This is a genomic window from Candidatus Oscillochloris fontis (genome assembly GCF_004138135.1).
Lineage (GTDB): Bacteria > Chloroflexota > Chloroflexia > Chloroflexales > Chloroflexaceae > Oscillochloris > Oscillochloris fontis.
The window spans coordinates 54,455-68,956 of the sequence record NZ_RYFD01000010.1 but is presented as its reverse complement, the minus strand read 5'-3'; the positions used below and the strand labels follow the sequence as shown (position 1 = coordinate 68,956).

At 59.9% G+C, this 14,502-nt stretch carries 9 protein-coding genes; 4 read left to right on the top strand and 5 right to left on the bottom strand.

The genetic code is table 11. From position 1 onward, the window contains the following. Positions 1-29: 29 nt before the first annotated feature. The 3 genes from dnaN to EKD03_RS06195 all read left to right on the top strand — a co-directional run bounded on the left by dnaN (position 30) and on the right by EKD03_RS06195 (position 4,355). Positions 30-1,163 (top strand): DNA polymerase III subunit beta, encoded by a 1,134-nt coding sequence (dnaN, locus tag EKD03_RS06205; RefSeq protein WP_129628679.1) that lies wholly within the window; start codon positions 30-32, stop codon positions 1,161-1,163. Positions 1,164-1,494: 331 nt separating this feature from the next. Further along, entirely contained in the window at positions 1,495-2,184 is a 690-nt protein-coding gene (locus EKD03_RS06200; RefSeq protein ID WP_129628677.1) for a LuxR C-terminal-related transcriptional regulator, read from the top strand. Positions 2,185-2,243: 59 nt separating this feature from the next. Next, positions 2,244-4,355 (top strand): TolB family protein, encoded by a 2,112-nt coding sequence (locus EKD03_RS06195; RefSeq protein ID WP_129628675.1) that lies wholly within the window; start codon positions 2,244-2,246, stop codon positions 4,353-4,355. Between the two features lie 85 nt (positions 4,356-4,440). Here the strand turns inward: EKD03_RS06195 and EKD03_RS06190 are convergent, their stop codons facing one another. The 5 genes from EKD03_RS06190 to EKD03_RS06170 form a co-directional block, all read right to left on the bottom strand. Then, a complete protein-coding gene (locus EKD03_RS06190) occupies positions 4,441-5,952 on the bottom strand; it encodes a zinc-ribbon domain-containing protein (RefSeq protein WP_129628673.1) in 1,512 nt (503 codons plus the stop codon). A 12-nt stretch (positions 5,953-5,964) separates the two neighbouring features. Further along, a complete protein-coding gene (locus EKD03_RS06185; RefSeq protein WP_129628671.1) occupies positions 5,965-7,209 on the bottom strand; it encodes a VWA domain-containing protein in 1,245 nt (414 codons plus the stop codon). Between the two features lie 63 nt (positions 7,210-7,272). Beyond that, positions 7,273-8,625 carry a serine/threonine-protein kinase gene (locus EKD03_RS06180; RefSeq protein WP_129628669.1) on the bottom strand — a complete coding sequence of 451 codons (1,353 nt, stop codon included), beginning with the start codon at positions 8,623-8,625 and terminating at the stop codon, positions 7,273-7,275. Between the two features lie 20 nt (positions 8,626-8,645). Then, positions 8,646-10,418 (bottom strand): protein phosphatase 2C domain-containing protein, encoded by a 1,773-nt coding sequence (locus tag EKD03_RS06175; protein WP_129628667.1) that lies wholly within the window; start codon positions 10,416-10,418, stop codon positions 8,646-8,648. Between the two features lie 19 nt (positions 10,419-10,437). Next, on the bottom strand, positions 10,438-11,697 hold the full coding sequence (locus EKD03_RS06170; RefSeq protein ID WP_238613415.1) for a Stp1/IreP family PP2C-type Ser/Thr phosphatase: 1,260 nt from the start codon (positions 11,695-11,697) through the stop codon (positions 10,438-10,440). Between the two features lie 93 nt (positions 11,698-11,790). Here EKD03_RS06170 and EKD03_RS06165 point away from each other — a divergent pair, with 93 nt between their 5' ends. Next, a complete protein-coding gene (locus EKD03_RS06165; RefSeq protein ID WP_129628665.1) occupies positions 11,791-14,397 on the top strand; it encodes an FHA domain-containing protein in 2,607 nt (868 codons plus the stop codon). The last annotated feature ends 105 nt before the right edge of the window (positions 14,398-14,502 follow it).

Here is a 14,502-nt window from a genome sequence, read left to right as displayed (position 1 = left end):
ATGTCAGTTCCAACGATAAGGAGCCTTCAATGAAGCTGACATGTCTTCAAGAGAACCTGAAGCGTGGCCTTGCTACGGTGAGCCACGCGGTCGCTGGGAAGAGTACCCTGCCGGTTCTCTCGAATGTGTTGCTGGCGACCGATGGTGGCCGTCTGAAGCTCGCTGCAACCAATCTGGATGTGGGCATTACCCACTGGATCGGCGCTCAGGTTCAGGAGGAGGGTGCGATTACGGTGCCCGCTAAGCTCCTGGCCGATGTGATTGGTGGCTTGCCTAATGATCACGTGACGCTTACACTCGATGCCCGTACCCAGACGGTGAAGATTGAGTGTGCTCGCTATACGAGCAATATTAAGGGCATTGAGGCTGAGGAGTTCCCGATTATTCCGACCGTGAGTGATCGTGCGCCGGCAGTCAGTCTCTCTCCTGCGACGCTCCGCGAGGCGATTGATCAGGTCGCCTTCGCCGCTGCAAGTGATGACTCGCGCCCGGTGTTGGCTGGGGTGTTGGTGCGCCTCCGCGAGAATCGCCTTACCTTTGCCGCCGCTGATGGCTTCCGCCTCGCAACGCGGATTGTTCAGTTGCCCGATGCGGTTGCGCAGCAGCAGGAGTTTATTGTTCCGGCTCGCTCGTTGGTTGAGTTAGCCCGCATCGCCGCTGATAGCGAGGGTCAGATCTCATTGACGATGAGCCCCGGTGGCGGTCAGGCGCTCTTCCATACCGAGAATACTGAGTTGGTCTCGCGTCTCATTGATGGCAAGTTTCCTGATTTTGAGCGCATTATCCCTAGCCAGTACCTTACTCGTAGTGTCCTCGATACGTCTGAGTTGGCGAAGGCAGTTAAGTTGGCCTCCTTCTTCGCTAATCCGAGCCAAAATGTGGTCAAGTTGACGATTGAACCCGGTGGGGAGCTTGGCCCCGGTCGCTTGGTGATTAGTGCCAATGCGGCTGAAGTTGGTGATAATACCGGCGAGATTGATGGCATGATCCACGGTGAGGGTGGCCAGATTGCCCTCAATGTGAAGTATCTTGCTGATGCTCTGGCCGCGATTAAGACCGCTCAGGTGGCGCTTGAAACCCAAGGCTCCCAGAATCCGGGTGTCTTTAAGCCGGTTGGCCAAGAGGGTTATGTCCATATTGTGATGCCCATGAGTCTGCGCTAGGCTCCGAGAGTTTCCCGGAAGCTCCAAGCTTTCGGGAAGCTTGAGATAGGGCATGGACAAAGTTACCTCCGGTGCGGTTTCGGGGCGGCACAGCCGCCCCCGAAGATAATTTTTGTTGTTTTTTGGCGGCTTCGCCGCCAAAAAACAACAAAAATGAGGGTTTGGGGCATCGCCCCAAGGACTTTGCCCATGCCCTGAAGCTTGAGCCCCCAGAGGTTGTGGAATACCACCCAATAGGCTATAATTTGACAACGGATGCATGATTATTGCTTGCATTATTGTTGTCGTACCTCCCTACGCTCTGTGGCGCATACACATCAGGGGGTTGCGCGTGAGTGCCACATCTATTGTCCTTGTTCACGCACACGCCCTCTTTCGTGAGGGGCTACGTCACTATCTCTCCTCCCAGCCTGAGTTTCGGATTGCGGGCGAGGCAAGTAATGGTCAACAGGCGATCCAGCTGGTTGATTATACCGATCCCGATCTGGTACTGATGGAGGTTGATTTGCCAGGTGTGAATGGCCTGGAGGTTTCACGCGCCATTAAACGTACCCATCCCCATGTGAGTATTCTGCTCTTTAGCCCCGAAATGGATGGGCAGCAGGTGGTGAAGGCGATCCGTGCCGGAGTAGCAGCCTATCTGCCTCGTAATATCGAGTGGCCCCGCCTGCTCGCTGTGCTCCACGAGGTTCGTCGCGGTGATTACCCTATCAATGAGATGGTGCTCTCGCTCCCCGATGTGGCCGCTCAGGTTCTGGCTGCCTTCCGCCAAATGGTGGTTGATGAAGATACCCAGAGCATCTTTTCGCCCCTCTCGCCCCGTGAGTTGGAGGTGCTGGAGTTGGTCGCCGCTGGTCGTACCAATAAAGAGATCGCACTCAATCTTGATATTAGTAACCAGACTGTCAAAAATCATGTCTCCTCGATTTTGCGTAAACTGGCTGTCAATGATCGCACGCAGGCGGTGGTCTATGCTATGCGTCGGGGCTGGATTAAGGTGCAACTCCCCGGCGAGGTGTAATCGCAATCTGCGTTAGCCCCCCCACGCATCGTTCGTGCCAGGGGGAAGGGAAGCCATTTGTGAAGCTCCCGCGTTATCGAGTTACAACCGCGCTTGTCGCTCTGCCTCTCGTTGTCGCGTTGCTCCTCGCAGGCTGCGATCTCGCACCAGTGAGTGATAGCGAGCAGATTGCGAATGTCGAGACGATCCGCGCTGGTACTCCCACTGCTACTTCTACCGCAACATCAACGAGTACACCTACTAATACGCCTACCAGTACGCCTACGGTTGGCCCTTCGCCGACGGCTACTGCGACGCCCCTACCGCCAACTCCAACTCCCAATCCGGCACTCGCTGGTTTTAATTTCTGTAACCAGCTTAGCCCCGGTGCCGCTGCGCGCTTCTCGGCCCAGATTTCGGCGGCTGATGTTACTGGCTCACCCGCGTTTGAACAATTGCTGCTCAGTTTTGAACCTGGCCTCGACTCGGCTCCCGTTCAGGCCGGGCTGAGTTGTCTTAGCGCGGCTGATGCTCAAATCCTTAATGGGCTTGTTGATACCGCTGATCCCTATCTGTTGCGTGTTGAGATGCCCGGCTGGTTGCGTGATGAGCAGTTTGCCTCCTCGATTATTACCCAGACGCTCAGTTTTACTACCACGCGCACGATCCAATCCCTTAGCCTTGTCCCCAGTAATGATCCGGTGGCCGGTGCAACCCTGCTGATTGGTCTCGCGGAACCGTTGCCCTATCGCCTGACTCTGCAACGCAATCCTACCCGCCTCACCGTTGCGGTGGCGCGTAATTCGACCCTGGTCGCCGCCAGCGATACGCTCCAGATTCCGACAGGTGGTGGGGTTCCTCAGCTTGCTGCGCCGCTCTTCTATCTCTATGATGGCGATCTCTGGCGCCTCGATTCTGCTACCGCTGCACCGGTTAATCTCACCGATTCGCCTGAAACTGAAACTTCGTTTGCGCTTAGCCCCGACCGCGAACGGATCGCCTTCTGCCGCGCTGCTCCCGGCCTTGATCCGGCTGATGCCACTCTAGCGGTGCCAAGCGCCCTCTGGACGATGGCGGCCAGTGGTGGGCAGCCGAAGTTGTTGGCTCAGGTGGGGGTGAGTTGTGCCGATCCGGCCTTCAGCCTTGATGGTAAGACGCTCGCCTTTGCGGTTGATGAGACCGGGGCTGTGCCAACTCAGTGGTCGATCTTTACGGTCGCTGCATCTGGTGGTACGCCCAAACGTACCCAGGAGGCGGGTGACGCCTGGAGCCGCTTTGCACCCCAATGGCTAGAAGGTGGGGCGCTGATCTATGTTGCTCAGGCTGAAGATGGCCGCCATACGCTCTTCCTCCGCGCTCCGGGCGGTGAGGTGCTTGATGTCGGCGCTCCGCTGATGGTCGGCGATGCGACCACCTCCCGCTACCAGAGTTTTGGTCGCCCTCTCGTCGCTCAGGATGGCCGCCGCATCGCAGTTGAGGCGCTGCGTAGCGACACTTCTGGCGCGGATCTGCTCATTCTTGCTGCCGATGGCGATTTGATCGAGACGATTGGTGCCCAGACCTTGCTGCCGCCTCTCCTCCCTGCAACGGCGACGCCGGTCGCGACGGCGACGTTGATGCCTAGCGCGACGTTGACGCCGACGGCGACTCGTACTGCCAAACCCACTGTCACTCCTGATCCAAGTGTGACCAGCGAGGTTACCAATACGCCCTCCCCAAGCCCGACGGATACGCCAACTCCGACGGATACCCCAACCGCAACGGCAACCCCAACGGTTACATCTGAGGTGGAACCTACGCCTACCGCCACCCTTCAGCCTGAACCGCCTGCCGAGCCACAGTATGAAGGCTCCTTCTGGAGCCGCCCGTTAGCCTGGGATGCCGAGGGGAATCTGCTCTATCTCACCACACTCTGCTCTAGCTCGCTGGTGCATGATTACCAGATCTATCGCTGGCAAGGCCCCAAGCAGACCGAGTTGCTGGCAACTGGTCAGAGTCTCTCTGGGTATGGGCAGGCGGTCTTTGTCGAGGGCAGTTTGGCCTACTTCTCCATCAACCAGCCCCCGCCCGCGTTGCGTGGCCCGTTGGTGGATGCACCGCGCAGTAGCGCCGCGCTCTGGCTCTGGGATCTGCAGGCCGGGGTGCGCGGGAAGTTGCTCATCCTTGATCGCGGGGTGAGTTTGCTGCGCTAAATAGCGTTATTGGGGCTGAAGTCCCAAACCCCTTAAATATCTTCGGGGGCGGCATTGCCGCCCCCGAACCTCCACCGGAGGTGACTTACATCTCGAACGTTGTCACCACCCGCCCAAACTGCACCCGCGCTCCGGCGTGTAGTGGTGTCTCGACGTGCGGCTCTAGCCGCACACCATCCACACGGGTGAAGTTGGTGCTGTTCAGGTCACAGATCATCCACTGGTTGCCCCGGTGGAGAATCTTGGCATGTTGACGGCTCACGCCGCCCGCTTCACCTCCAAACGAGGTCAGATCGATCTCTGGGAAGATGCTGCTGACGGGGTCTTCGCGGCCCACAATGATCTCGACGCGGTCGGTGGGTAGGGCCAGCACTTGCCCCCCATCCACCACCACGAGGCGCGGCGCTGGTGCGGGCGCTGGTGGCGCAACTACCGGAGCTACCGGCGCGGCCACTGGGGCCACTGGGGCTACTGGGGCTACTGCTGGCGGGGTGCTCCCCGTCAAACCCACATACTCCGCTTCTGCCTTGGCTAACGCCGTGCGCGCTTCGTCCAACCCGGCAACCACGGCGGCTGGGGTGGCGGCTCCGAACATGGCCTGCATCTGCTCGAACTGGGCGATGATCTGCTGCTGGCGCCCAATCTCGGCTGCGAGTTGCTTCAATACTTCTGGATCAACGGCTGGAGCAGCCGGTACCAGCGCATCCAGATCCGCCTGCGCCTTGGCCAACGCAACCCGCGCCTCATCCAACCCGGTAATCACGGCGGGTGGTGTGGTGGCACCGAACATGGCCTGCATCTGCTCGAACTGGGCAATGATCTGTTGCTGGCGCCCAATCTCGGCCTCGATCTCTGCCTTTTGCGCCGCCTGGGCCGCCGGATCAGCGCTGGCAACTGCCACCGGCTCCGGGGTTGGTTCGGGTACCGCCACCGGCTCCGGGGCTGGTTCGGGTACCGCCACCGGCTCCGGGGCTGGTTCGGGTACCGCCACCGGCTCCGGGGCTGGTTCGGGTACCGCCACCGGCTCCGGGGCTGGTTCGGGTACCGCCACCGAGGCAACGATGGTTGCATCATCTGGCTGCACCTCTACCGCTGGCATCGCTGTAGGAGTGACCGGCATAGGGGCCAGGATGGTCGCGTCATCTGGCGCAATGATCGGCATGGAATCGGGGATTGTGGGTGCCGCCGCCGGAACCGGCGCATTCAAACTGGCTCCACAATGATCGCAGAATGCCTCGCCGGGCAGGTTGGGTTGCCCGCAGGCGGGGCAGCGTGGCTCTTGGGTGCTGGGTGCGGGCGTCGGTGCAGGCGTAGGCACACTGACAGGTGGTGCCGCCAGCATTGTGGGGGCATCAGCCGGAACCGGCGTAGCCACCGGCAGCGCTGCGGTACTCAAATCAGCCCCGCAACTGTCGCAAAACGCTTCGCCCGGCAAAATCGGATCACCACATTTGGGGCACACCGTCGCCGTAACGGTCGGCTGGTCGGATGGTACCATCGCTGGGGTTACCGGTGGGATGTCGAGGCGTGTGCCGCACTGATCGCAGAAACGGTTGCCCGGATCGTTCTGGACACCGCAGGTTGGGCAGGTGATCATCGCGCTCTCTCCTTATTCCTCAAGCTTCTGGGTGAGTCGCCGCGTCGCATACTTCAACTCTTTCTGCGTCTCGGCACTGAGTTGCTGGCCTTGCTCCAATTGGTCGGCCTGCTGGCGGGTCTTTTCGGCCAGATCGAGTTCGCCTAGGTCAAGCAGCCGTGTGGCCGCTGCGCGTAGCTTTTGGGTTGCGCCGCTGGTGTTGCCCAATTCCGCCTCGGCCAAGGCGCGGGTCTGGAGCTTAAAGGCGGTGACCTTTTCGACAAGATTCATAACCCGTGGTTCAAAGGCAGGTGTGGCTGGATCAGCGGTGAAACTCAGCAGCACATCCTGTTTGATCACCTGTTCCGGTTCGACCCCGATCAGCGCCAGATGCAGTTCGGCTTGGGCGATCCGGAATGAACCACTGGATCGGTTGGGGAGCATCATGTCAAGAATGACACTCGCGGTCTGGCCATAGACCAGATCACCAAGGCGTACCGAAACCTCATTCTCACCAATCGGTTGGTAGCCCAAGTTACTGATCGTCGGGGTGGCTCGGTAGACCGCACGCGGCGTTGCTTCGCGCACTAAGCGCAACAGCAGCCGCGCATCGGTGGCGGCGGTGCCCTGGGCACTACGTACCGCCCGCTGGAAGAAGGTTCCGATCTGGTTGGGGTCGGCGATATAGTCGGAATTGCCATCGCTAAATTCGGCCAGATCGTCAAGTAGTTGCTCATTCCACTCCGCCCCCAAACCTAATGCGGTGATGCGCACGTTGGCTTGGCCCAGCGAACGGGCAATATTGCGGCACGTCTCTTCATCACCCCAGGTCTGCCCATCCGTGAGCACCAGCATATGGCTGAGCCGATCTGGCCCCAGATGTTTCTGAAGCTCCGTCTGGCCCGCCTGTATCCCCAATGACATGGCCGTCCCGCCCGCTTCGCTGATCGTATCAATCGCCGCCAGTAACGCCGCCCGGTCGGTGGCGAGTGTGGCCGGCACGAGGGTCTGTACGGTATCATCGAAGATTACAATCGAGACCACGTCCTGTTCAGTGAGGGTCTCGATCACCTTGCGGGTGGCCGCCTTCATGCTCTGGAGTTTGGCCCCCTGCATCGAGCCGGAGCGATCCAGTACGAGGCAAAAATTGAGCGGGACGGGTACTGGCGGTGCCGCCACGGGGGTTGCTTCAACCAGCAGGTAGGCCACCTGGGGTGATCCGGTTACTGGCATTGGGGATCGTCCCCATGTGCAGGTGAGGGTGACTGCATCAGCCATGTCTGTCTCCAATACGCTAGATTGATGCGCCATACACGGAATCATCGGCTCCGTAAACTGCCACTATGACGATATGATATGGGCTACAGGTTGCAGCAGATGGGTTTCTGGATCGTCGTCGCTACTTGGCATAAGCACAAGGACGACACAACAGAGCAGCAAGGTTGATAGCCCCGCCGTGATCCCCACTATCGCATCACGTCGCCCCTGGCTGGTGTTGCGCGTCTGGGGGCGGGTGAGCGCCACGATGCCCACAATCGCGCTTGATGGGCCGGTGAGCATGGGGAGTAGGGCGAATAGAATACCGATTGAGGCTAAGCCACTATCTTTATCGCCGCTGGCTGCTCCGATACCAACTAGGATGGCTGCTAGTAACATCATCCCCGCACTGACCACGCCCATCCAGAATGCCGTCCGGGCGAGGTCGGTGGATGTGGCCATCCCGCCAACGGGCGGCGCTGGGGTGGTGGTGGGAGGGATGCCCAGTGAGGCCGCGATCTGGGGTTGGCTCGTGACCGCACGCTGGACAAGTTGCCCCGAACCGAGCAGGGATTGGCGCAACTCCTCCACACTCCCAAAGCGCTGCTCTGGGTCGTTGTTGGTGGCGCGTTCGAGGGCAGCGGAGATACCGGCGGGAATGTTCGGGTTGACTTGGCTTGCCGGGGGCAGGCGGAAGGGCGCGGCGGATGGGTCAAAGCCGGTTAGGAGTTGGTGTAACAATACCCCCAGGCTATAAATGTCCGAACGCGCATCGGTCTGCCCGCGCCCATACTGCTCCGGGGCACTGTAGCCCATCGTGCCATACGCCTGGGTGTCGCGGTTCTGCCCCGGCTTGAAGAGCCGGGCGATCCCGAAGTCAATCAGTTTGAGTGTGCCATCAGGGGTAAGAATGATGTTGGCCGGTTTGAGGTCGCGGAAGATCACCGGCGGACGCTGGTTGTGCAGGTAGCTCAACACATCACAGATCTGCCCCACCCACCCCAGCACTTCGTTCAACGGGCGTGGTAACGGATTGCGCTGGCAGTAGTCGAGCAGGCTCTCACCCGGCACAAACTCCATCACCAAGTAGTTCTTGCCATCCTCCTCAAAGTGATCGGTCACCCGTGGCAGATTGGGGTGGCTCAAACGCGCCAGTAACTCGGCCTCTTGGCGGAAGGCGTCTCCGGCCTGCTGGCGCTCTAGCGGCGACGTGATCGCCGCGTCACTCATCTCCTTGACTGCCCAGCGTACCGTGCTCAGCCGCCGGTCGGCAGCGAGATAGACCGACCCCATGCCACCCTGACCGAGCTTTTTGGTCAGTTCGTAGCGATCCTGAAGGGTGCGGAGTACCTGCGACGACGTACCGATCCGCCGCCCACAGTTGGGGCAGAAGGCGGTATCATCGGGGAGTTGGACGTTACAGTTGGGACAGTTCATAGTATTCCGTGAATGTCTATTTAGGCAAACCGCACCAGCACCGAGGCAATATTATCTTCGCCACCGGCTTGGTTGGCGGCGGCCACCAGAGCCTCGCAGGTGGACTGCGGATTCGCTTCCCGACTTAGGATGCGTTCAATCTCAACATCGCGGGTCATCTCCCACTGCCCATCCGAACAGAGTAGGAGCGCATCACCGGGGCGCAACCGCTCACTGAAGATGTCCACTTCAACATTCGATTTGTCGCCTAGTGAACGCAACACCGCGTTGCGTTGCGGGTGGGTGTAGATCTCATCGTCATTGATCTGGCCCAATTCAACCAACCGCATGACTAACGAGTGATCCTTGCTGATTCGACATAGTTTGCCGTCCCGATAGAGATACGTGCGACTATCGCCGACGTTGCCGATAATCGCCCGATCCCCCGACACCAAGGCCATAGTGATCGTCGCGCCCATATCGTTACCCTGGCTGCGTCCCTCGGCAATGATCGCCTCGTTGGCCTGCTGAATCGCCTGCCGCACCAACGTGCGCGCATGGGCCTCGTCATAGATGGTATCGGGGCGCACCGCCGTGGCCATATAGGCACCGATCAGCAACTCAGCCGCACTGCGGATGGCCAAACTACTCGCGACTTCACCGGCTGCGTGGCCACCCATGCCATCCGAGACAATATAGATGCCCCAGCCCTGAGCTTGGCTATTGTTGTTGAGATCCAGTTGCAAGGTCAGGTAACTATCCTCGTTATGGTCACGTACAATCCCGACATCGGTATGGGCACCGACAATCTGGCGCAGGCTGGCCGGGCGGGTGCGCTCGTCTAGGATGCTCTGGAGCCGTTCGGCAAGGTCGTGGGCTGTTGCGATCCCCCCGGTGCGCACATCACGCAAGACCTGGATCAGACTCCCCGCTTCTACATCAGTCGCCACGACGGCTTCGTCTTCATCAAGGCGCTGGGTGGTGCGTGGGGTGGCCGTCAGTTGCTCCAACAACTCGGCTAAATCGGCCAGATCGCTCTGGAAGGCGGCGGGCTGCATCTCCACTTCAACATGGCGCAGGCCGGGTGCATCGCGCAAGCGGGTCTTCCCGGCGGCGAGCGCCTCAAGGTTGGCGGGGCTAAGTTTGCCCAATGCCAGCCCCGCAGCATGCAGATCCACCAACAGGTGGGCCAGGGTTGCTCCGACCCCCAAAGCCAGGATCTCCTCAATCGGTGGGGTGATCGCGCCGCGCCCGCTGTCGTTGAGCACTGTGAGCGTCGCTTCACCTTCTTGTACCTGATCGATCAACTCCGGCAGCAGATCTTGGGGCAATGTGGCGGTGAGATTGGGGATCAAGGCTGGGCCGCTCAGGTCGCTACTCTGGCTTAGATAGGCCGGATAGCTGCGCTGCTCCAGGGCCGCTCCACAGTCCATACAGTAGGACTCGCCCTCATCGTTACCGCCCGAACCACACGCCCAACAGCGTCGCCACGGATTGGTGTCCAACACCGTCACTGGGCCGGGGGGTGCATCAGTGGGGATCTCATAGCGCCCGGCGAAGAGGCGGTGGGTGGGGGGATTCTCATCATGCATCATATCCTCCTGGGCGTCACGGCTGCGTGCAGGAATGTTCTGCGCGTTCAGCGGCGCGGTAATATCATTGGGGGATCTTGTGTTGGGGATGTTCGTCAGACTCTGGGCCAGCCATTGCCGATCCGATTCCTTGGGTTGAAAAACGGGCAGGGGTGTGGCACAGTTCCAGCAGAAGTTTGCACTCTCGCGATTCTCTTTGCCACATGTATCGCAGCGTCGCATACCCGTTCCTTTGTCTTCTCTAGGCGCGTATCCGTGCAATCACGACACTGATATTGTCTTTACCCCCGCGCTGGTTGGCAAGGGCAATCAGGTCTTCACATGCCCGTATCTCGCTCACTTCCTCTAGCACGATCTGGGCGATCTCGGCATCCTCAACATGGGTGTCCAGGCCATCCGAGCAGAGCAGCAGCGTGTCGCCGAGGGCCAGCGCTTGGCTGAAGAGATCAACCTCCAGATTGGGATCAGTTCCCAACGAACGGTAGATCATGTTGCGCTGTGGGTGTATCCGTGCCTGTTCGGGGGTGAGTTGCCCGATATCCACCAACCGCGCCACTAAACTGTGGTCGCTGGTCAGTTGTACCCAGGTTCCATGTTCCTCCCCCACGCCTGCCGCATTGATCAGATACGCTCGGCTGTCGCCCACATGCGCGATGTGCGCCCGCCGTTCCGTAATCAGCGCGATGGTGAGGGTGGTGCCCATGCTCCGCCCTGCCTGGCTCCGTGATTGTTGGTAAATGCGCTCATTGGCGGTTAGTACCGCGTGACGTAACAAAGCGTGCCATCCCGCATCATCACTCGGTACTTCCTGGCTCAATCCCTGCCCTAGCACCATCTTGACCGTCTCGGCAGCGAGTTGCGAGGCTACCTCGCCCGATTGGTGCCCACCCATGCCATCGGCGACGAGCAGTAAGGTGCCGATGCTGCCATCAACCGTCGTAAACTCACCACTATAGTAGGTGTCTTCATTGATCTTGCGCACCATGCCGACATCACTGCGTGCGGCGACAGTCACGCGGATTTCGGGTGGAGGAGGTGGGGTAGCACGGTTGCCAGGGCGTAGCGCTGCACCACATGCAATGCAGAACTTGGCATTGCTGCGGTTGCCGCGCCCACAGATGGCACAGGCACGCTGCGCATTGCGCATGCTTGGTAGTCGCGAGGTGATCCGTACCGTCTCGCGCCCGGCCACCAACTGCTGCGCCAAACTGTCGAGGATGCGTGAGAGATCCTGGAGCGCCGCAGCCGCTTCGGTGCGCGCCACGCCCTCGCTCTCTGCGAGCCGTTGGCGCCAGTAGAAGACTCCCGATTCAACGATGGCGAGCAGTTCACGCAAACTCAGGCTGTCTGCTGAGACACGCACCCGCCGTGAACCGGGGAGCAGAATCTCCTCAGCGACAACATCGTCTGGTGTAGGTGCCCCGCAGCGCGGACAGAAACGCGATCCGTGTCCGATCAGCCCGCCGCAGGTAGCGCACTTCTGAGAGCCCGGTGTGGTCAAACAAGCCTCAATCGGTTGCAATCTCGCACAACCTGTGCTATCTAAAGGGGTGTAGATCGGGGCCAACCAAATTATAGCATAGGAGCCGCTCGCGTGTCGTCTCCATCTTCTGCTCGCTGTGTTCACTGTCAAGCACCGCTCAGTCGTTCTGACGCACGCTTCTGTACGGCTTGTGGCAAGCCCCAACCCACCTCCCAGGCGGGTACCAGTAAGCAGGGTGCGCAACCCACCATGGCCACGATTGGTTTGGGTGCCGTCTTGCAGGTGCAAGAAGAGGGCCAGGTGCTCACGCTGCCCCTGACGGCGCTTCCCATCACGCTGGGCCGTGCCCCCGATAATGATCTTGTGCTGGCTTCGCGTTTTGTCAGCGGCCACCATGCCCGTATCGAGCCGCTTGCTTCCGGCCATCGCATTGTGGATGTTGGCTCGACAAACGGCCTGCTCTTCGAGGGTCGCCGCGTCACCAGCCACGATCTCTGTGATGGCGATGTGCTGCGGATTGGCGACCCTGCTACGGGAAGTTTTGTCACCCTTACCTACCGTAATGGTGAGGTGCTGCGCACGTCTCAGGCCAATACGGTTGCCCAGCGCTATCCCCTCGATCCCAATGATCCCCAGATTACCATCGGGCGCGCTGGCTGTGATATTGTGCTCGAAAATCCGCAGGTCTCGCGCTTCCACGCCCAGATAGACCGCACTGCTGCCGGGGCGATTCTGCGCGATGCTGGCAGCACCAATGGTACCTTCGTCAATGGCCAGCGCCTCACCGCGCCCCACACCCTCTGCGCCGGTGATGTGATCCAGATCGGCTCCTTCAAGCTGATCTATAACGTCCAGAGCCTCGATCAGTATGATCAGCAAGGCGCACTACGCATTGATGCCCGCAACATATCTCGTACTGTCGCACGCGGCGGGCAGCAACGCACCATCCTGCATGATGTCTCGCTCAGTATTGCCCCGCGTGAGTTTGTGGCGCTCGTCGGCGGTAGCGGTACCGGCAAGAGTACCCTGATGAAGGCGCTGTGTGGCTATGTTCCCGCCAATACCGGTCAGGTCTTGGTCAATGGCGATGACTTCTACCGCAACTTCGATGCCTACCGCACCGTGCTCGGCTATGTGCCCCAGGACGACATCCTCCACCGTACTCTGCCGGTCAACCGCGCCCTCGGCTATGCGGCCCGCCTGCGCCTGCCCGCCGATACCGCCGAGAGCGAGATTGATGCCCGCATCACCCGTGTGCTTGAAGATGTCGAGATGTCGCCCCACCGCGACAAGATGGTCGAGAACCTCTCTGGTGGCCAGCGCAAGCGTGTCAGTATCGCCGCTGAACTGCTGGCCGATCCGAGTCTCTTCTTCCTTGATGAGCCAACCAGTGGTCTCGATCCTGGCCTTGAGAAGAAGATGATGTACACCCTGCGCCGCCTTGCCGATAGCGGACGCACGGTGGTACTTGTCACCCACGCGACTGCCAACATCACCCAGTGCGACCACGTCGTCTTTATGGCTGCCGGGCGCATGGTCTATTTTGGCCCACCCAGCGAGGCACTGACCTTCTTCCAGGTGACGGGCGGCGATTTTGCCGATATTTATACCAAGCTTGAAGGCCAAGCCGACCCGCAGAATCCGATTGTGCAGCGCGATCTGCAAGCCGAGTACCAGGCATGGAGTACGGCCAATCCGGCGGCGAAAGAGTCACCCAGTTTGGCCGAACTCTGGGAGCGCAAGTATCGCGCTTCACCCATCTACCAGCGCTATGTCGCGGATCGTCTGGGGCAATCTGCACCCGTGCCGGTGGCGGCACCGGCGGTGGCTCCCCAATCCAAGCACCGCGTTTCGCCACTGCGCCAGTTCGGTATCTTGGCACGCCGTTATTTCGATCTGACCCTCCAAGATCGCCGCAATCTCTTCATCCTGCTCCTTCAGGCTCCGATCATTGCGTTGCTGCTCCTCCTTGTCGCCCGCACCGACGCCCTCACAGGTGCCCAGGCGGTTGATCTGCTCCAACGCGGTGAGTCCAAGAAGGTGCTCTTCATGCTCGCCACCGTCAGCGTCTGGTTCGGGATCATCAACTCGGCACGTGAGATCACCAAGGAGCTACCGATCTTCCAGCGCGAACGGCTGGTCAATCTGCGCATCGGCCCCTACCTGCTCTCCAAGGTGGCCGTTCTGAGTGCGCTCATCTTTATGCAGACCCTCGTTCTGCTCGGTCTCGTCGCGCTCAAAGTCCACCTCCCCGCCGATACTGGCCTCTTCCTTCCGCCCTTGGTCGAGACCTTCATCACCCTGCTGCTTACCGCACTCACCGGCATGACATTGGGCTTGGTGATAAGTGCCGCCTCCGATAGTGGTGATCGGGCGATTAGTATTGTCCCGTTAGCCCTGATCCCCCAGATCCTCTTCGCCGGTCTGATCTTCAAGATCGAAGGTTTGTCCACTCCGCTCTCGTGGCTCACGATTAGCCGCTGGTCAATGGATGCACTGGGTATAAGTGTCGATCTCAATAGCCTGTGCAATCTGCCCAATACCGATAGCTCCGGTAGTGTGCCGCCGGGTTGTTCGCCTAGTTTCCTTGATGTCGAATCCAGCTTTACCCATAGCCCCGAAGCTCTGCTCGGACGCTGGGCCGCGCTCATTCTTTATAGCCTGATCTGTGTCGCTATCACGGCATGGTTATTGCACCGCCGTGACCGCCAAATTTGACTATATTTCCAAAACGCATGCTTAGCCCTGTGCAAATCTTCGACAAAGCCCACCGTGTTTAGCCCGTATGTATGCCATAAAACGGGATTTCTCAATCTGTGCATT

Coding starts and splice junctions, on each gene's coding strand:
- dnaN (WP_129628679.1), top strand. CDS start 30: ATGAAGCTGACATGTCTTCAAGAGAACCTGAAGCGTGGCCTTGCTACG.
- EKD03_RS06190 (WP_129628673.1), bottom strand. CDS start 5,952: ATGATCACCTGCCCAACCTGCGGTGTCCAGAACGATCCGGGCAACCGT.
- EKD03_RS06185 (WP_129628671.1), bottom strand. CDS start 7,209: ATGGCTGATGCAGTCACCCTCACCTGCACATGGGGACGATCCCCAATG.
- EKD03_RS06180 (WP_129628669.1), bottom strand. CDS start 8,625: ATGAACTGTCCCAACTGTAACGTCCAACTCCCCGATGATACCGCCTTC.
- EKD03_RS06175 (WP_129628667.1), bottom strand. CDS start 10,418: ATGCGACGCTGCGATACATGTGGCAAAGAGAATCGCGAGAGTGCAAAC.